This is a genomic window from Faecalibacterium sp. PGM34 (assembly GCF_054456555.1).
Genome location: NZ_CM136898.1, coordinates 855318 through 872579, shown reverse-complemented (window position 1 = coordinate 872579; position 17262 = coordinate 855318). Strand labels below are relative to the sequence as shown.

The 17262-nt window shown below is 51.7% G+C and carries 17 protein-coding genes and 1 tRNA gene; 9 read left to right on the top strand and 9 right to left on the bottom strand.

The features are described 5' to 3' along the window. Positions 1 to 172: 172 nt before the first annotated feature. From brxL to ACXPUX_RS04165, 3 genes are all read left to right on the top strand, one after another. Positions 173 to 1633 (top strand): BREX system Lon protease-like protein BrxL, encoded by a 1461-nt coding sequence (gene brxL / locus ACXPUX_RS04175; protein WP_178685420.1) that lies wholly within the window; start codon positions 173 to 175, stop codon positions 1631 to 1633. A 15-nt stretch (positions 1634 to 1648) separates the two neighbouring features. Next, positions 1649 to 2764, top strand: a complete 1116-nt coding sequence (locus ACXPUX_RS04170) for a cysteine desulfurase family protein (RefSeq protein WP_458830258.1) — start codon at positions 1649 to 1651, stop codon at positions 2762 to 2764. Positions 2765 to 2933: 169 nt separating this feature from the next. Further along, positions 2934 to 3815 carry an alpha/beta hydrolase-fold protein gene (locus tag ACXPUX_RS04165; RefSeq protein WP_458830256.1) on the top strand — a complete coding sequence of 294 codons (882 nt, stop codon included), beginning with the start codon at positions 2934 to 2936 and terminating at the stop codon, positions 3813 to 3815. A 145-nt stretch (positions 3816 to 3960) separates the two neighbouring features. Here the strand turns inward: ACXPUX_RS04165 and ACXPUX_RS04160 are convergent, their stop codons facing one another. The 3 genes from ACXPUX_RS04160 to istA are packed head-to-tail and all read right to left on the bottom strand — an operon-like array spanning position 3961 to position 6339. Then, a complete protein-coding gene (locus ACXPUX_RS04160) occupies positions 3961 to 4167 on the bottom strand; it encodes a hypothetical protein (RefSeq protein ID WP_458830254.1) in 207 nt (68 codons plus the stop codon). Next, positions 4160 to 4933 (bottom strand): IS21-like element helper ATPase IstB, encoded by a 774-nt coding sequence (gene istB, locus ACXPUX_RS04155; RefSeq protein ID WP_458830252.1) that lies wholly within the window; start codon positions 4931 to 4933, stop codon positions 4160 to 4162. The genes ACXPUX_RS04160 and istB overlap by 8 nt, the downstream gene beginning before the upstream one ends. Continuing rightward, complete coding sequence (gene istA / locus ACXPUX_RS04150) at positions 4930 to 6339, bottom strand: IS21 family transposase (RefSeq protein ID WP_458830250.1); 1410 nt, start codon at positions 6337 to 6339, stop codon at positions 4930 to 4932. Before istA ends, istB begins: the two co-directional genes overlap by 4 nt. 208 nt (positions 6340 to 6547) lie before the next feature. Here istA and ACXPUX_RS04145 point away from each other — a divergent pair, with 208 nt between their 5' ends. From ACXPUX_RS04145 to ACXPUX_RS04135, 3 genes are all read left to right on the top strand, one after another. Continuing rightward, positions 6548 to 6985, top strand: coding sequence for a YaiI/YqxD family protein (locus ACXPUX_RS04145; RefSeq protein ID WP_458830249.1), 438 nt, complete (start codon positions 6548 to 6550; stop codon positions 6983 to 6985). Between the two features lie 1308 nt (positions 6986 to 8293). Next, positions 8294 to 8569 (top strand): helix-turn-helix domain-containing protein, encoded by a 276-nt coding sequence (locus ACXPUX_RS04140; protein WP_458830247.1) that lies wholly within the window; start codon positions 8294 to 8296, stop codon positions 8567 to 8569. Positions 8570 to 8634: 65 nt separating this feature from the next. Further along, positions 8635 to 9834 (top strand): tyrosine-type recombinase/integrase, encoded by a 1200-nt coding sequence (locus tag ACXPUX_RS04135; RefSeq protein ID WP_458830245.1) that lies wholly within the window; start codon positions 8635 to 8637, stop codon positions 9832 to 9834. A 108-nt stretch (positions 9835 to 9942) separates the two neighbouring features. Here the strand turns inward: ACXPUX_RS04135 and ACXPUX_RS04130 are convergent. From ACXPUX_RS04130 to ACXPUX_RS04110, 5 genes are all read right to left on the bottom strand, one after another. Then, positions 9943 to 10033: transfer RNA gene (locus tag ACXPUX_RS04130), tRNA-Ser, on the bottom strand. A gap of 419 nt (positions 10034 to 10452) precedes the next feature. Next, a complete protein-coding gene (locus tag ACXPUX_RS04125) occupies positions 10453 to 11028 on the bottom strand; it encodes a twin-arginine translocation signal domain-containing protein (RefSeq protein WP_458830243.1) in 576 nt (191 codons plus the stop codon). Between the two features lie 47 nt (positions 11029 to 11075). Beyond that, positions 11076 to 11603, bottom strand: coding sequence for a twin-arginine translocation signal domain-containing protein (locus tag ACXPUX_RS04120; RefSeq protein WP_458830241.1), 528 nt, complete (start codon positions 11601 to 11603; stop codon positions 11076 to 11078). 170 nt (positions 11604 to 11773) lie between these two features. Next, a complete protein-coding gene (locus ACXPUX_RS04115; protein ID WP_458830239.1) occupies positions 11774 to 12391 on the bottom strand; it encodes a twin-arginine translocation signal domain-containing protein in 618 nt (205 codons plus the stop codon). Positions 12392 to 12509: 118 nt separating this feature from the next. Continuing rightward, a complete protein-coding gene (locus tag ACXPUX_RS04110; RefSeq protein WP_055186477.1) occupies positions 12510 to 13205 on the bottom strand; it encodes a helix-turn-helix domain-containing protein in 696 nt (231 codons plus the stop codon). Between the two features lie 416 nt (positions 13206 to 13621). On the opposite strand from ACXPUX_RS04110, the gene ACXPUX_RS04105 reads away from it, so the two are divergent. The 3 genes from ACXPUX_RS04105 to ACXPUX_RS04095 all read left to right on the top strand — a co-directional run bounded on the left by ACXPUX_RS04105 (position 13622) and on the right by ACXPUX_RS04095 (position 15605). Next, the gene (locus tag ACXPUX_RS04105) at positions 13622 to 14188 is read left to right on the top strand and encodes a leucine-rich repeat domain-containing protein (RefSeq protein ID WP_097779428.1); all 567 of its coding nucleotides are present in this window, start codon (positions 13622 to 13624) and stop codon (positions 14186 to 14188) included. Between the two features lie 38 nt (positions 14189 to 14226). Continuing rightward, positions 14227 to 14901 carry a histidine phosphatase family protein gene (locus ACXPUX_RS04100; RefSeq protein ID WP_112091398.1) on the top strand — a complete coding sequence of 225 codons (675 nt, stop codon included), beginning with the start codon at positions 14227 to 14229 and terminating at the stop codon, positions 14899 to 14901. 98 nt (positions 14902 to 14999) lie between these two features. Further along, a complete protein-coding gene (locus ACXPUX_RS04095) occupies positions 15000 to 15605 on the top strand; it encodes a Tat pathway signal sequence (RefSeq protein WP_458830236.1) in 606 nt (201 codons plus the stop codon). 577 nt (positions 15606 to 16182) lie between these two features. On the opposite strand, the gene ACXPUX_RS04090 is transcribed toward ACXPUX_RS04095, so the two are convergent. Next, the gene (locus ACXPUX_RS04090; protein WP_458830234.1) at positions 16183 to 17259 is read right to left on the bottom strand and encodes a DUF3048 domain-containing protein; all 1077 of its coding nucleotides are present in this window, start codon (positions 17257 to 17259) and stop codon (positions 16183 to 16185) included. Positions 17260 to 17262 lie beyond the last annotated feature (3 nt).

The following is a 17262-nucleotide window of genomic DNA, read 5'->3' as shown; positions in this document are numbered from 1 at the left end:
AAAAGATGAGATTGCACTTTCTCAAAAATTGATTGACCTTGATACCGAAGTTTTTTATTGTTTGCCATGCATGGCAGAATATATCGGATGCTCCGAGGATGATCTACACATTAAAATTCGAGAATTCAAAGAACAGGGATGCACCTTGTTTCTGTGAGAGGACGGCGATTGTATGCTGGAGGATAAAGTCAGAGAAATTTTCGCTGACATGGTTGTATTAAAAGATCCCCAAAGAAGCGAATATTTTTCCAACCTGAGCATTCCTTCTTATATGCGTGATTGGCTGGTTATGAAGTTCTCAGATGACAATGGAACCATCGATTACGAAAGTGTTGGACGATATATCAAGCGTTATATTCCGAGTCGGGAAGATTTCGAGCAATACAAATTTCAAATGGTCAATGGTGACACCGTTCAATTTTTGGCTCGGGTTCGAGTCTCTGTTGATGTAAAAACAGGAAAAACAGTCTTTGAACTGCCTGATTTTGGTGGCTCTCGCGGTGGGGCAGGTGGTGTTGTAGCTTATGATGTCGCTGAGAAATGGCAAAACACCTTGCTGCGGGAAAGTGAAAATTGGGGCATCGTAACACTCTGCTGGATGATGGATGGAACTCCATCAAAACCGAAAGGTCTCATCACAATGATTGGCTACAAGCCATTCTGCCCTTACGATATAGATCTTGAGTTTTATCGTGATGCACGAAGCCAATTTTCTATTCATGAATGGATTGATGTCATTATCGAAGCGATTGACTACAATCCCGACGGGTACTTAGATGAGAATGGTGAGGTGAGCGAACGGAAAAAACTTTATTTTCTTCGTCGCCTTCTGCCATTCGTTGAAAAACGCGTTAATCTGATTGAACTTGCTCCAAAAGGCACCGGAAAAAGTTACGTGTTTGAAAAAATAAGCAAGCGTGGTTGGCTTATTAGTGGCGGTACTGTATCTCGCGCATCCTTGATTTACGACAATGCGAAAAAGACCGGTGGTCTTCTTACACGATTTGATTTTGTGGGGTTTGATGAAGTTCAGTCTATTACATTTGAACAACCCGGTCAAATTCAGCAGGCGCTCAAGCACTACATGGAATATGGCGAGATTAAAGGCTTTGATGCTTCGTTGTCTTCAGGTGCAGGTGTAATTGTTCTTGGAAATATTGATGCAGACCGATTTGACACAAATAAAAATATGGTTGCCAATATTAGTGAAGTGTTCGGGGAATCTGCAACATTGGATCGTTTCCATGGTTTTATTCCTGGATGGGAAATCCCTCGAATGACAACCGGTATGATTGCCAAGGGTTGGGCCATCAATACGGAATATTTTGCCGAAGTGATGCATGCCTTGCGAGATGATCTCACATATTCAGCTGTCGTTGATGCTATGATTGATTTTCCTTCAAATGCAGATAAACGCCATATGACCGCAATCAAGCGGTTATGTACCGCGTTTTTGAAACTTCTGTTTCCTCATGTACAAACTCCAAATGATATTGACCGTCAGGAATTTATTGACTATTGTCTAAATCCCGCTATTGAAATGCGCTCTGCGATCTATAAACAGCTCTGCATCATTGATGCCAAGGAATATGATGTTCCAAGCAAGCGCATCCCTGAGATTGTTTGCAAATAACAAAGGTGCTTACTCATGATTTATGCTGATAATGCAGCGACCACCCCGTTGGATCAGGATTCTTTTGAGGCAATGAAGCCATTTCTTCTTGAGCAGTATGGAAACGCCTCACAGCCATATTCTTTTGCCAGAGAACCACGAACTGCCTTGAAGTGGGCAAGAGAAACTATTGCTGACTGCATTGGGGCAAAACCCGAAGAAATCTATTTTACATCCGGCGGCACTGAAAGTGATAACTGGGCTATAAAAAGTAGCTCTTTAAAACGCCCTATCTTGACTAGCCAAATTGAACACCATGCCATCCTAAATGCTTGTGCGGCAATGGAGCATCTTGGTGTAAATGTTCGATATCTTCCTGTGAATTGTCATGGAACGGTTCCAACTGAAACCTTAGAGGCTGCCATGGATTGTAAGCCCCGGTTGGTTTCAATTATGCTTGTCAATAATGAAATCGGGAGCATTGAGCCCATAGCTTCTCTTGCAAACATTGCGCATAAATACGGTGCGCTGTTTCATACGGATGCAGTTCAGGCTGTTGGACACATTCCGATTGATGTAAATAGCCTAGGCATTGATATGCTGTCCGCATCTGCTCATAAATTTAATGGCCCTAAGGGAATAGGCTTTATTTTCATAAAATCCGGAACATCTCACCATCCATTTATGGATGGCGGTGCTCAAGAATCTGGGATGAGAGCCGGAACGGAAAATGTTGCCAGCATTGTTGGAATGGCTACTGCTCTAAAGAAAAACTGCCATGAAATGAAACAGAATCAAGAGAATTTGCTTCAAATTGAGCAAAAATTCTTGAATGTCCTTTCCAATTCCAAACTTGACTTTGTTCGTAACGGTGATGTTGATCATATTCCAGGAAATGTAAGTATATCATTTCGTAATGCCTCCGGCGAAATGCTGCTCCATCGACTGGATTTGATGGGAATCTGTATTTCAACTGGGTCAGCCTGCGACAGCAAGAGCATCCAGACCTCGCACGTCCTAAAGGCAATTCATCTTTCCGATGAATATGCACGTGGTACGATTCGAGTTTCCTTCGGCAAGCAAAATACACTTGATGAAGCAACAACTATTGCTAATGCCATCATCAAGATTTTGAATTCAAGAACAGTGTAATATTTTCTTTCAGCTTTTTCATTCAGTTTCTGCAAGCAGTGCCTTTGTGCGTACAAAGGCCAGAGAGCACGCACGGCATTGAAACCTTGCCGTGCGTGCTCTGCTTGTTGGGATACAATCCCAATCCCTGTGAACATCACGGCCCGTGATGGCTGCGCACTCCTGCGGAGTGCTGAAAGAGCGTTTTGAAAAAACGCGAAGCCTGCATCGGCACGATGCAGAACAACGGGTTTGGGCTGTGTCCAACAAGCTCTTGCAAGGCAAGGGTCTTTGTATATACAAAGACATTGCTTGCAAGAGAGCTTCGGCGTACCAGAAGAATGGTACCACGAAGCACTGCTTGCAGAAGCTATTGCATCCATCTGAATTGTCAATTCTGCTCGCAGCTGTTATACTGGACTCATCAAAAATTTTTCAGGAGGCAGTTGCCGTGACCGCAAAGCAAGTTCAAATCGGAGATAGACACTGCCGTATTTACGGCGCAGACTGCGCCGAATATCTTCTGCTTCAGATGACGGATGAACACGAATTGCAAAGCATGGACAGCGAGGTTGCCGCTATTGCACAGAGTGCGCACCACTTTCTGTTTGCGGCCATCCCGGTGGAAAGCTGGAACGATGCACTTTCTCCGTGGAAGTCTCCTGCCGTGTGGGGAAAACAAGGATTTGGCGGCAAGGCTGCGGACACCCTGCGCTTTCTAACGGAACAGGTCATGCCAACACTGAAACAACAGTTTGAACTCTCGGAAAACGTCAAAATCATTCTTGGCGGCTATTCGCTGGCCGGGCTGTTTGCTTTGTGGGCATCCACCCAGACTGATCTGTTCTACGGTGTCGCCGCTGCCTCGCCCTCTGTTTGGTTTCCGGATTGGAAGGAGTTTGAACAGCAGCACCCGATACAGGCACAGCGCGTTTATCTGAGCCTTGGCGACAAGGAAGAGCGCACGAAAAACATCGTCATGGCTGCAGTAGGTGATAATATCCGCACCCTGCACAGTCGGCTTACAGAGCGTAGCATAGACTGCACGCTTGAATGGTGTGAATGTCAATGAATATTTGAGCCACGTGACAGCCAATATTTGAGCCACTTTTGCTAACGAATACTTGAGCCATTTGTAGCATTTGTGACATCGAATATTTGAGCCACTGCTCGTCTGTTAATACCAGGGCCAGTAAATAGCCCTGGTGGATATGTCTTTATTCAAGTGGAGTGTCCAGTTGAATCCGTTCCTGAATGTGAACCGGAACCTCAATGGAATGCTTGCGCAAAATATCAATCAGTTCGTTTACATCGCTTTTTAGGACTCGAATCTGCTCAAGAGCGTCATCGTAATCAGCACGAAGGAAGCTAATCAGGGCTTCGTTTTCTTCCTCAACTGTAAAATTGGGCTGCATGTCAGTCATTTTCATTCTCCTTGTCAGTGTCAACTTTACTCTGAGAACTAAGCAGTCTGTAAGACGGACCATTCATATCCAGCACGGCAGATTTGTATGTCAATCGATCCACCAGAGCCGAAACCATTGTTGTGTTCTCGAATAATTCGGTCCATCTTGCAAAAGGAAGATTGGTTGTCACAATGGTGCTGGACTGCTCACTGCGGTCAGAAATGACCTTGAATAGCAAATCGGATTCGTAACGGTTAAAACTCAAATAACTGAGCTCGTCTAAAATCAGAAGATCAGCTTTTGCCAGCTGCCGTTCCAATTTGCCAAGCTGGTATGTATCTCGTGCCTCAGTAAGTTCAGTCGAGAGCGTAGATGCGTTTTTAAACAGAACATGGTACCCTTGCAAGCAAGCTTTAATTCCAAGTGCAATTGCAATATGTGTCTTTCCTCGTCCCGGATTTCCAATCATAACAATGTTTTTCTTCTGTTCAATGAACTGGCAGGATGCAAGTTCATTAAGGAACACCGGAGATACAGAGGGATTCAGCTGGCTGGTATCGAAATCGTCCAGTGATTTTTGTACAGGAAATCCGGCAGCTTTCAATCTTCTTCTGGTTTGGTTTTCCTGTCGGGCCGCTGTTTCAGATATCATAAGTGTCAGAAGCAAATCGCTGAAATCCATATCCGGCGCGCAATCGCTGAGAACATTTTTGTATTCAGCAAAAGTGGGAATCTTCAGCTGTTTTGCAAGAAGTCGAATCTGTTCTTCTTTTACGTCAATCATGAGGCCGCCCCTTTCCGCTCGTACAGCTTGTCATACTGGCTCAGATCAACGGACAAAACCGGAACATCGTTTTTTGCAATCGACATATCCGGGTTCGGCAGATCACGTTGCATAACAGCCAAGTAGCCATCTGTCAAACACTGCTCCAGCAATTCAACCATCTGCTTGGAGTTCAAATGCTGCTTTTCCATCCAATTCAGGAATTCAGCAGGCACTGCATTCAAAACCGGACGAGCGTAACGAATTGCACGCCCTTTCCTCTCTAAGATTGGCAAATAGTGCCGTAAATCCAGAGATTCTTGCTTTCGACCCATGCAGCGGTCATGGGTGGCCACCAGAAGGCCATTGATCCAAATCTCAACTCTATTGGGATAGGCCTTTACAGTGGTGCCTTTTCCCCTGTATTTGCAAGGAACAGAATAGTAATTGGTATCAAAGAGAACCGTTGAATAGCGATTGACTTTCGGGTAGGCTTTCTTTGAAATATCGAGAACATATTTGGGTAGCGGGTGGAGATGCGCCTGGTCTTCGGCCAGCATCTGTCCCACTTTCTGAGAACGTCCGTCGATTTTGTGGTTCATGTATTTGGCGCATTGCTCTAACAGCTTTGTATTGAGATCTTCCAAAGAATCCACTTGAGGCAGCGGCACACATACATTGCGCCGGATATATCCTACCAGATTCTCTACAAGACCCTTTTCATTTCCGGATGCCGGATTACAAAATACAGGCTGGAATCCGTAGTGTGCGGCCAGTTTGGAATAATCGTCCTGTGCTGCTGCATGGGCACCAAAATCACTCTTTACAGCCACACGAGCGTTGTCAAAAATCATGGATCGAGGAACGCCGCCAAAATAATTAAGCGTATGGATAATGGCATCGAGAAAGCTTTCCAAGTTTTGCCGCCAGTAAGCAATAACATAGGGCGCGCAGCTATAACTCATACGCGCACAAAACAGATTTACCTTTACTTTCTCGCCGGCCAGTTTTACCGTAGCTTCTCCCCAGTCGATTTGGAGTGCCTGACCAGGAGCAAACCTCAATGGAATAAAAACTTCATTTTCCTTGCGCTCTGCCTTGGCTTCATGAACTGCCGCTCGGATGGCAGACTCGCTGCCCGTGTAACCAAATTCTTCTACGAGCCGGTTGTAAATCCGCCGTGCTGTGTGACGCTGCTTCTTTACACCCTCCGCAGCATCTGTATCGAGGCAGTGCTCAATGAACTGCTTTACTTCTGGCGTTATGACAGAGGCTTCTCGCTGGTAGGCTTTCCGATCCCATGGAACTGCGTCGCCCATCCAATATTTCTTGACTGTGTTTCTGGAAATTCCCAGAATTTTAGCTGCTGCACGCTGACTGGTTACTCCTTCAAGTTGCAGCGCGCGGATTGATTTGTAGACATCCACCGATGTGACCACCTTTCTATCGCCTCCCGCATAGTAGTCTACATCTATTATACGGGAAGCCATTGGGTGGCTCAAATATTCGCTGTCATTTTGCTGGAAAGTGGCTCAAGTATATATTAGCATTCACAGAATGGAATAGCGGCGGACACTTTAAGGACGCTGATTTGCGTACCGCAAGAGCATTTCAGTGGGTGATGGAGGAAAGTCGATGAATATTTTGATCGATGCAGACGGCTGCCCGGTGGTCGACCTGACATTGCAGATTGCAAAACAGTTTGATGTTCCTGTTATCATCCTGTGCGACACCTCCCACCAAATCGAGCGTGAAAGTGCGCAGACGCTGGTGTTCGACAAAGGAGCGGACAGCGTGGATTTTGCTCTCGTCAACCTGGTAAAACCGGGAGATGTGGTTGTAACGCAGGACTACGGGCTGGCGAGTATGTGTCTTGCCAAGTGCGCACGAGTGCTGAACCAGAATGGTCTGGAATACACCACTGATAATATAGACGCTCTCATGCTACGGCGTTATGAAAACAAAAAGCTCCTCCGTGCCGGAAAGCACCCCAAGGGGAGCCCAAAGCGGACGAAGGAGCAGGATGCCAGGTTTGTGGACACGCTTGAGAAAATCTTGAACTACAACCATTGATACATACTTTTGGAAGGCTGGAAAAATCCGGCCTTCTTTTTTTATAAGCACCAATTGTGACTTTTTTGTTAACTTTCGGAGATGTGGTTGTATTTTGACCGTTCTCGATGGCTCGTAAGTAGAGGGACAATTTTTCGGAAGTCTTAAATTCCGAAGATTTTCTATAAAACTCCGTTCTTTGAAAACAAAATAGTTCAATCGTCCGGTACTTCACAAAAGGTACTTCTGTAATTCGCAGCCCGGTCATGACGAAGACGGGGTGGCTGAAATGCCAATGGTGCGGTGCAAGCCCGCCGCCGGACGATTCCCCACCCCTAGGGTGCCGAGGGCGAATATGGGAGACCTATATCATATTGACGCAGATGGGCTGCAAGTCTATCTGCGATGCGAGAGTTGAAACTACTGTCAGCTCTCTTTACATTGCCACCTATCCGCAGGTGACACACTTTTTGACGTTATGAAGGATTCTTCTGGCTAATATCAATTTGAATGATTACATCTTGGTTACAGATTGTAAGTTGTGGTGCAGAATAGCCCTTTTCGTGGGCTCGTATATAGAGGGGTATTTCTTCGGAGTATCTTCTTTCACGAAGGTTTGCTTGTACTCGTATGATTATTATGACAATTCCGTTTAATAGCAGACGCACGATTTGCAAATGCAAATTGTGACTTTTTTGTTAATTTTCAAAAACATTGCTACGTTTTGGCCTTTCCCGTCGGCTACCTATTGAGGGCATCTTTTTTCAAGACCACTTTCAACTTCAGGCACCGCCATTGTTGCAAAGTCTCGCCCTCCATCGGTCGCCCCGCAGACCGATGTTATTTTAAACGAATAGCCACATCAACTATATTTTCCAAGAACTTTTCAACAAATTTCTTTTTCAGGTTATATTTTGGCCTTTCTCGATGCCTACCAATTAGAGGGACAATTTTTCGGAAGCCTTAAATTCCAAAGATTTTCTATAAAACTCTGTTCTTTGAAAACAGAATAGTTCAATCGTCCGGTACTTCACAAAAGGTACTTCTGTAACTCGCAGCCCGGTCATAACGAAGACGGGGTGGCTGAAATGCCAATGAAGCGGTGCAAGCCCGCTGCTGGACGATTCCCCACTCCTAGGGTGCCGAGGGCGAATATGGGAGACCCATATCATATTGACGCAGATGGGCTGCAAGCCTATCTGCGATGCGAGAGCTGGAATTGCTGCCAGTTCTCTTTACATTGTCACCTGACCGCAGCCTTGCTGCAAAGGATATAACCGCAGGTAACACACTTTTCGACCTTAAACTACTTATGCAGAAGGAGTGCCTATGAAGTTTAACGATGCCTATTCCCAGATGTTTCCCGGTTACCCCGATGCCATCAGCCTTCAGCAGGCTGCGGAGATGCTTGGTCTGAACCGCCACACGGTCGGGGAACTGATCCGTTCCCGCCGCCTGTTTGCGCTTAAAATCGGCCGCACCTATCGTATCCCGAAGCTGAGTGTGATCGAGTTCCTGCTCACCGGACAGAGCACCTTCCCGGCTGGAAATCCGCCGCTGGATGTGGTATGCTGTGGGTGCAGCAACGGACAGCACGCCTGTTGACCCAAAGGAGGTTTATGATGAAAACTACAGGGTCTGTCCAAGATAAAAATGGACGTTTCTATTTCGTGATCAATCTTTATGATGCCAACGGCAAGCGGAAGATCAAGTGGATCTCCACAGGTCTGACCGTCCGGGGCAACAAGCGCAAGGCGGAATCCATGCTCCGGGAAGTATTGCTCCATTATGATGAGACTGGGGAGCTGCCCACGGGGCGGGGAGGCACCTACGAAAAAGTAGACGCTAAAACCGCCAAGCCCTTGCCGCAACCTCTCCAACCCCTCAACAAGTCGGAGATGCTGTTTCTGGATTATCTCAACGAGTGGGTACAAGTTCACAAGGCATCCATCCAGCCTGCAACCTTTATCAGCTATAATCAGATGATTCAAGGCCGTATCACGCAGTATTTTGAGCCGCTGGGTTTGAAGCTGTGCGAGGTCACGCCGCAGGTGCTGGATGAGTTTCAGGAGAAAATCTTGCTGGAGGGCTACACCACCAACACGGTCATTCACTACCATGCCATCTTCGGCAAGGCATTCAAGGATGCCGTCCGCAAGGACTATCTGGAAACCAACCCGATGCTGAAAGTTGACCGCCCGAAGAAGAACAGCTTCCGGCCCAACTTCTACTCCAAGGATGAAGTCCAGCAGCTGCTGGAAGTATCGCAGGATGACCCCCTGCACCTGTGCATCCTCATTACAGCCTACTACGGTCTGCGCCGCAGCGAGGTACTGGGGTTGAAGTGGTCGTCTATCGACTTTGAGCGCAAGTCCATCACCATCAATCACAAGGTAACGGAACAGTTGGTGAACGGCAAGTACGTTCCTGTGGTCAGCGATGTGATAAAGAACAAGACCAGCTGCCGTACTCTGCCGCTGATCCCGGCTGTGGAAGAAGAACTTCTGAAGCAGAAGGAAAAGCAGCAGCTTTACCGCAAGCTGTTCAAGAAGAGCTACAGCACTGAGTATCTGGATTTCGTCTGCACCGATCAGGAAGGCAAGCTGATCCGCCCGAACTTCGTGACGGAGCACTTTGATTGGCTGCTGACCAAGTACGGGCTGAAGCACATCCGTTTTCACGACCTGCGCCACAGCTGCGCCAGCCTGATGGTGATGAACGGCGTATCCATGAAGCAGGTTCAGGAATGGCTGGGGCACAGTACCTTTTCTACCACCGCTGACATCTACGCACATCTCGATTACAAAAGCAAACAGGGGTCTGCTGGGGTCATTGCGAACCTTTTGGGAGAATCCAAACTCCCCAAATAATCATGGATTTATCGTTCATGCATAAAGCATACTGTGATGAGGCAGAAGCGGTCTTTCTCTGCTTGATGTAAAAGAAAAAGTCGCAGATTCGTTTGAATCTGCGACTTCTGGCGGAGATGGTGGGATTCGAACCCACGTGCCCGATTAAGGACAAAACGATTTCGAGTCGTTCTCGTTACGACCGCTTCGATACATCTCCAAGTATATTTTCATGGCAAATTTACGATTTGTATATCGCAAATTTGCCTTGAAACTTGGAACAGTTGCTGTTAGAATATTGTTAGAAAACGCATCGTTCAGACAGGTTCTGAAGCCTATCAGGACATCGAAATTGACGTTTTCTCGTGTGATATGGAGACATTCGGCGAAGCATCCACTTGGATTTCGAGTCGTTCTCGTTACGACCACTTCGATACATCTCCATGATAAACCTTATATAGTATAGCAAAAAAGCCTGCTGCCGTCAACACTTTTCTCCATGTGCCGCGCAAAGCGCGCAGGGCAAAGGCCGGCTGCTGCGGCCTGAATCGGCAGCACGCTGTTTAAAGCAGTTTTACACACAAAAAACAGGCCGCCGCACAAAGCTTTGTGCGGCGGCCTGTTGTCGTGCTTCAAAGGTCAGGCGGTAGTGCTCGCATCGGGCTCCGGTGCCTCGCTGGAGCCGGAACCGGACGACGACTCGTTGTGCGCATCGTACACTTCCTTGGTGATCTCCCAAGTCATGGAATACTCGGCGTTTTCACGGATGGGGATGTACTTAAACACCACGGTGTCGCCATCCTGCAGCTTGGGGAAGTTGGCAGCTGCCAAGTGGATCGTGATGGGCTTCTTCTGATAGATCAGGGGGCCCTTGTCGTCCAGAATACGCACGCCGCCGTTGTTTCCGCTGAAGTAGACCGGCTCGCCCTTCACATCCTTTACGGCAACAGAGAAGCGGTAGGGGTCCAGCGGGATGGGGTTTGCACGGGCAGACTCAATGTCCACCTCCAGAGTGCAGACATCGCCCTCGATCTTCATGCTTCTCAGGCCGGCTCTCACCTGCAGATCGCTAGTGAGAGCACCGGGCAGCGTTTTGCAGACCGGGTTCTTGGGATCCTGATATTCACAGCCGCCCAGCAGACTGGCACCGGCCACAGCCACTGCGGTGGCTGCCGAATACTTCAGGAATGCGCGGCGGGAAAATGTATAAGACATGGCTTGTTCCTCCGTTTTTTACCAGTATGTTCTTCCGACCAAGGGGGTCAGGTCGTGGAGGTGCCGGGGCCCTCCGGCGCCAGAACGTCTGCGCTCAGCTCCCAGTTGGCGCTGAACTCGCTGTACTGCAAGTCGGGGTAGTAGGTAAGGGTCACCGGGCCATTCTCCCACGGGTTCAGGCCCTTTGCTTTCACATAATAGGTGAACGTCTCGCCCTGCTTGACCTGATGGCTCAGAGAATCCGGGTAAATCACCTGCAGCTTGTCGTTCTGATAGGCAAGGTAGCCCTCTGCCTTTACGGCAAAGTTTGCCTTAGTCACCTCCAGCGCGTTTTTACGGCCGTTGGTCACCACCAGCTTGAAGAGGGTGGTGGCGTTACTGCCATCGTCATCGGTATCGCATTCCACCCAGTCCAGCGTGGAGACGACCTTCAGCACCGTGTTGCTGGTGCCGGGGGCGTGCTGCACCGGATTGTAACCGTACTCACAGCCGCTCAGCAGGCTGCTGCCCGCTACGGCCACAGCGGTAAGTGCGGTATATTTCAGGAAAGAGCGGCGGGAAAATTCCCCAGTCATATTCGTTCCTCCTTTGGGACACATCAATACAGATTCTGCCATAGGGCAGTACCTATACAATAGGCGAAACAGAGAAAAATGTCAATGATTTTCCACAAAACAAATGTGAAGATTTTGTGGCAGCATCGTGCATTTTAGACGAAGCTTAAGCAGTTTTTCTGGCAATTCTGTCAGCTGCGGATCACGTCGGAAGCGTTCATCACAAAGGTCAGGCTCTTGCCCTCCAGGAAGGTGGGCACATAGGTGACTTTCAGCTGCTTCCAGTCCTTGGGCACCATGAGCATCAGCACGATATAGGCGCTGCCCTGCGGGGGCAGGCTCTCCACATCGGAAAAGCTCTGGGAATTGGCGTTGTACAGCGAGATATTGGCGCAGCAGGCTGCGGGCTGGCCATCGCAGACGGCGGTAAAATCCGGGGTAGCGGCGGCCATGGCCTGAAAGTTTGCGTCCACGTTCTCCAGCGGGGGCACGGGGTAGGCTTCGTTGATGGCATCAATGCCCTGTGCGCCGATGGCGTAGCTCTCGGTCTTGCTGCGGTTGACGGTGGTCACCCGCACGCCCAGATACTCGTAGCCTTCCGGCTGCACGGGGTCCTGCGTCAGGTGGAACACGCTGGTCAGCTGCACGCCCAAGCCGTTCCAGTTGCGGACGGTATCGCCCACCTTGACCTCCACCACGGTATCGCTGCCGTTGGACTTGCAGCCGCCCAGCAGGCTGGCTGCGCCCAGTGCAGCGGCAGATGCACCGGTGCACTTGAGGAAGCTGCGGCGAGAAATGACAGTAGACATAACGTTATATCCTCCTTGAAGGGTGATTTTCTTTTTTCTTTCTTATTTGGTTATACCGTTTCCTGCGCTCAGATGCAAGAGCCCGGGGCGATTCTTTACAACAATTTCACAAGCGAGGTTACTCCTGCGGCGAAAGCCCCTTGACGTGAGTCTCGCTGGTTTTGACCAGATTTAACAGGCTGGGCGTGTACAGCGGGAACTCCCGCGTCAGGCTCTCGGTGGTCATGGCAAGGCAGGCGGGATCCTTGACGCCCTCGCCGCCGTTCACATCCTGTCCGTCCAGCAGTGCCTCCACATTGGCTTCAGCCATCCGCATCACAGCATCGGAATAGCCGTGCCAACGGTGCGGCTCAATGCTGAACATACTGGAGGCATTGTGCGGCTCCGCGGAGTAGAGCAGCCGGAACATCTTGGCTACCGCCATCATCAGGTAAGCGCTCACCTCGGTGGTCAGTGCCTTGCTGTGGCACTGGCCGATCTTGGCGTAGAGCACGTTCAGGCTGTTAGAGATGAGTTTTTTATTCATGGTGGGCAGCACGCTGCCGTGGTAGACGTTGTCCTTCATCTTTTCGGGGTTGGGCAGATCCTCGGCAGAGAGCATCATGCCGTTGCGCTCGGCGCTGCGCCCCAGCAGGTAGTCGCAGGAAACATTATAATAGTCTGCCACCCGCACCACAAAGTCCAGGCCGCACTCGCGGATGCCTTTTTCGTAGTGGGACAGCAGCGCCTGAGAGACCCCCAGATCCTCTGCCGCCTGCTTTTGGGTGATGCCGCGCTCCTTGCGCAGCAGCTTGATGATACGATTGAACTCCATGGTGTGCTCTCCTCAATTTCCAAAGGATCTATTTTTTGGTAACATCCTTGTTTTTGGTTTACAACAGGTTGATTATACACATTGGAAAACGACTTGTAAAGCAAGAAAAATGCCGATATTTTTCGTCTTTTTTCGTCATTATTGTCAAAAGTCTTGCCGGGTGCCCCACATCTATGCTAAACTATGGGTATTAACACATAGATTTTGTGTTTCCGCTGCGGCAGAAAACCGACAGACGTTGTGAAAGCACGTCTTTTCCGAAACAAAAAATTTTCAAATGGGTGGTTCCATCTTTCCATAGTTTGTGCTATAATCTCTTCTTAGCGACTGTTCTTGACCGGCGCACAAATCTGCAAAGGACAAGCCAGACGCTATAAAAGGTAATATACCAAGAATAGGAAAGAGGAAACTTCACCATGAAACTCGAGCGCAAAGTCCGTCTGTGCAGCGCTGCCGCTGCTGTCCTGATCGCCGCCATCGCCCTGACCGGCTGCGGCGGTTCCAAGTCCACTGCTTCTTCCGCAGCCGCTTCTTCTGTGGCTGCTTCCACCGCTGCTGCCACCAACAACAGCTGCGGCGAGGGCGTGACTTGGGCACTGGCTGACGGCACCCTGACCATCAGCGGCACCGGCCGTATGACCAACTTCACCAAGGACGCTCCGGCTCCCTGGGCTGATCAGGCCGACCAGATCACCACCGTTGAGGTGGAGGGCACCGTTACCAGCGTGGGCGCTACCGCCTTCAAGGACTGCACTGCCCTGACCACCGTGAACATCGCCGACGGTGTGGAGTACATCGAGGCCGGTGCCTTCAACGGCTGCACCGCCCTGACCGAGGTCAACATCCCCCTGAGCGTGGGCTACATCAAGACCGGCGCTTTCAAGGGCTGCACCGCCCTGACCAGCGTGACCATCCGCGACAACTGCCGTCTGGACATGAATGTGTTCCCCGATACCGTGGAGGTCAACTACGCCGAGGGCTAAGCCCCATCCGTAATTTTAAACCAAAAGAGGTGTGATCCATGAAAACCTTCAAGCTTCATCTCATCCGCCACGGCATAACCGCGGGCAACCTGCAAGGCCTGTACATCGGCAGCGGCACTGACCTGCCCCTGTGCGACGAGGGACGCGCCCAGCTGGCTGACCTGAAGGAGCGGTTCGCCTACCCGCAGGTAGACACCGTTTTTTCCTCCCCCCTGCTGCGTGCGGTGGAGACCGCCAACATCCTGTTCCCCGGAGCTGCCCACCAGTTTACGGTGCATGATCTGCGGGAGGCCGGCTTTGGCAAGTTTGAGGGCAGACCTGTGAAGGAGCTCGTGCAGGACGAGGACTTCAAAAAATGGATCACCCCGGGCTCCGGCTATCTGCCGGAGGGCGCAGAGCCCACCGAGCAGTTCCACGCCCGCTGCGCCGACAGCCTGATGAAGCTGTTTGAGTACATGATCCGCATGGACGTTACCGAGGCTGCCTGTGTGACCCACGGCGGCGTGATCATGAGTATGCTCAGCCAGCGCGCCGTGCCCACCCGCCGTCCCGAGCAGTGGATGGCAGACCCGGGCTGCGGCTACACCGTGCAGACCGATGTGCAGCTGTGGATGCGGGACAAGCTGGTGGAGGCCATCGACATCGTACCCTTTGGCTACGCCGACACCCTGCAGGGGCAGGCCGAGGCCGAGGAGAACGAGGCCTACGAATAAGAAAGGGTTACAGTTTCCTGCTGCCCCTTGACAGAACGCGCAGAATCCTTTATTGTTAAAGGGTAGTGTATTGTATCGTATACAGGAGGAACGCTGTCATGTCCCAATCCATCTCCCGCCGGTCATTCCTGAAATGTGCCGGTTCCGGTGCGGTCAGCCTTGCGGCTGCGCTGCTTACCGGGGTCTGCGCTGCGGCGCAGCAGCCGTGTCTTGCGGGCGAGCCTGCCCTGCTGGACAGCAAAGCCGCTGTGGAGCTGCTGGGCTATGCCCCGGCACCGGAGCTGGGCGGTGTGCTGGTGTACCTCTCGGTGGAAAACCTTTCGGCAGCCAGCCTGCCGGTGGATACCAGCTATCTGCAAAGCCGGGGACTGCGCACCCGGGAGCAGCTGTATAGCATGGGCACCGGCGTGACCGCTGCCTGCAACGGTCAGAGCGTGCCCTGCGGCAGCTTTGCCGCCCCGCTGTACAGCGAGAACGCAGCGGACGCTTCGGTGTTCACCCTGAACCTTGCCGCCGGGCGCGGTGCGCTGCTGCACTGCTTCTGCGCCGTGCCGGAGGACTGGCAGACCCTTGCGCTGACCTGGCACCCGGACTTTGCCGCCGGGCGCAGCGCCATCTTTACGGTGCGCCGCGATGCCGATGAAGCTTCTCTGGGCCCCGTGCCTACCACCCCCGCCGAGGTCGGCAGCGTGGTGGACCTGTAACAGCATAGTAAAAGAGCCATTGCACAAGTTTGCGTGCAATGGCTCTTTTTTGCTTGGTAAGACCCCTTCCGTCCTCGCCTGCGGCGTGCCAGATTTCTCCGAGGTCGAGACGATTTGAAATGGCCTCCGCTGTGCTCTGGCCATAATCAGCGGAAGAATTATTTATAATTTCGCGTTTGTCGCGCTCTGCGGAGCGCTCCAAACGCATTTTCACGGGAGGAGTCATAGAGGGAAACGGCATTTGCAGCACCGCTTTCTGCGAAAGCGCGGCGCTGCGGGCGTGCCCGCTCCCCCTTGGGGGAGCTGTCAAGCGTAGCGAGACTGAGGGGCTTCAAATCGGCGGAGCCGGAAAAAACGGTTAAAAGATCTTCACGCCGAACAGGCGTGAATCTTCAGTTTTTTCCGGTGTAGCCCACCCCTTTGGGGTTAAAAGGGGCGAGCAGCCCCTTTTTCGTGGCTCCAGCGCGTCGAAATCGCTGGTGGTTTTCTGGTTCTCTTTTGCCACCAAAAGAGAACATCCCTCGGCAAGCAGAACCTTCCCCGCGGAGCGCATTCAAAATCGTCCCGTTGCCGGAGATCAGCCAGCGCCTACCAGCGCTTCGCCGGTGCTGCTTTGCACCAGCAGCTCCTGCCCCGTAAGGCTGGAAAGCAGGGCAATGTAGCTGCGCCCTGCCGGGAGGTTCAGCGGCTTGCCGTTGGAATCGTAGAGGGCAAGGGTGCTCTGGGTGCCCTGCGTCCATGTGATCTGCCACAGGTGCCCGCCGTTCAGCCAGACACCGCCGCCCATGGAAAGGTCGTAGTCCAGTGTGCGGCCGTCATCCCGCAGGGAGGAGCCGCTGTACAGGATGAGCAGGTTGTCAAAGGCCGCCTGTGTGCCGGTGTTGGCATCCAGCTGGGGGGTGCCGTCCGCGTGCAGCATCCCGTAGGTGGCAAGGGCGTCATCGTAGACAAAGCCGGTGGCACCGCCGGACTGGAAATTCACGGTCACTTTTACCGCATCTGCGGCGTTTGCGTCCGGCAGATGGCCGGTATCCCGCTGGGGCAGCAGGGCGGGCAGAACGCCCGGCGTTTCGCTCTCGCTGCCGGAGGCGCTCTGGTTCACGGCGGCAGAGATGCTCAAACTGTCCAGCACTGAAGCCACCGCCTTGCCGCTGGTGCGCCACAAGGGCGTGCTGTTCCAGCTGTAACCGGTGCTGACAAAAGCATTGCGCCCCACCTCCTGCGCGTCCACCGCGCGGAGGTTATAGTATTCCAGATACCGCTTGGCGTACGCACTGCTGCCGCACTGGATGGGCAGCACCTGCTGCCCGCTGAGCAGCCGCCAGTATAAGTCCTGCCCGCGCGTTACCGGCCCTACCACGGGCATAGCCTCAAGGGCGGGGTACACCAGACACAGCTCGGTAGAGCTGCCACTCTCGGTCAGGGCTTCCAGCACCACCGAGGCGCTGCCGATGCCCCATTGCGTGGTGCTGCCGGTGGTGTTCTCAACGACCACCGCCGCCGCCCGCTGCTCCGGGTACAGCAGCTGCTGCCCGGTAAGCGGTTCTGCCGGGGCGGTACTTTCTGCGGGGGCAGCGGCGGTGCTCCCGCAGCTGCCCAGCAGCACCGCGCACAGCACGGCTGCACCAAGGCGCAGGCTCCATTTGCGTTTCATGGG

Bases quoted from the DNA above. Each gene is read 5' to 3' on its own strand.
- ACXPUX_RS04115 (WP_458830239.1), bottom strand. From the start codon at position 12,391: ATGTCTACTGTCATTTCTCGCCGCAGCTTCCTCAAGTGCACCGGTGCA.
- ACXPUX_RS04160 (WP_458830254.1), bottom strand. From the start codon at position 4,167: ATGACTGACATGCAGCCCAATTTTACAGTTGAGGAAGAAAACGAAGCC.
- ACXPUX_RS04140 (WP_458830247.1), top strand. From the start codon at position 8,294: ATGAAGTTTAACGATGCCTATTCCCAGATGTTTCCCGGTTACCCCGAT.
- ACXPUX_RS04090 (WP_458830234.1), bottom strand. From the start codon at position 17,259: ATGAAACGCAAATGGAGCCTGCGCCTTGGTGCAGCCGTGCTGTGCGCG.
- ACXPUX_RS04125 (WP_458830243.1), bottom strand. From the start codon at position 11,028: ATGTCTTATACATTTTCCCGCCGCGCATTCCTGAAGTATTCGGCAGCC.
- ACXPUX_RS04120 (WP_458830241.1), bottom strand. From the start codon at position 11,603: ATGACTGGGGAATTTTCCCGCCGCTCTTTCCTGAAATATACCGCACTT.
- ACXPUX_RS04170 (WP_458830258.1), top strand. From the start codon at position 1,649: ATGATTTATGCTGATAATGCAGCGACCACCCCGTTGGATCAGGATTCT.
- ACXPUX_RS04100 (WP_112091398.1), top strand. From the start codon at position 14,227: ATGAAAACCTTCAAGCTTCATCTCATCCGCCACGGCATAACCGCGGGC.
- ACXPUX_RS04110 (WP_055186477.1), bottom strand. From the start codon at position 13,205: ATGGAGTTCAATCGTATCATCAAGCTGCTGCGCAAGGAGCGCGGCATC.
- ACXPUX_RS04105 (WP_097779428.1), top strand. From the start codon at position 13,622: ATGAAACTCGAGCGCAAAGTCCGTCTGTGCAGCGCTGCCGCTGCTGTC.
- brxL (WP_178685420.1), top strand. From the start codon at position 173: ATGCTGGAGGATAAAGTCAGAGAAATTTTCGCTGACATGGTTGTATTA.
- istB (WP_458830252.1), bottom strand. From the start codon at position 4,933: ATGATTGACGTAAAAGAAGAACAGATTCGACTTCTTGCAAAACAGCTG.
- ACXPUX_RS04145 (WP_458830249.1), top strand. From the start codon at position 6,548: ATGAATATTTTGATCGATGCAGACGGCTGCCCGGTGGTCGACCTGACA.
- ACXPUX_RS04095 (WP_458830236.1), top strand. From the start codon at position 15,000: ATGTCCCAATCCATCTCCCGCCGGTCATTCCTGAAATGTGCCGGTTCC.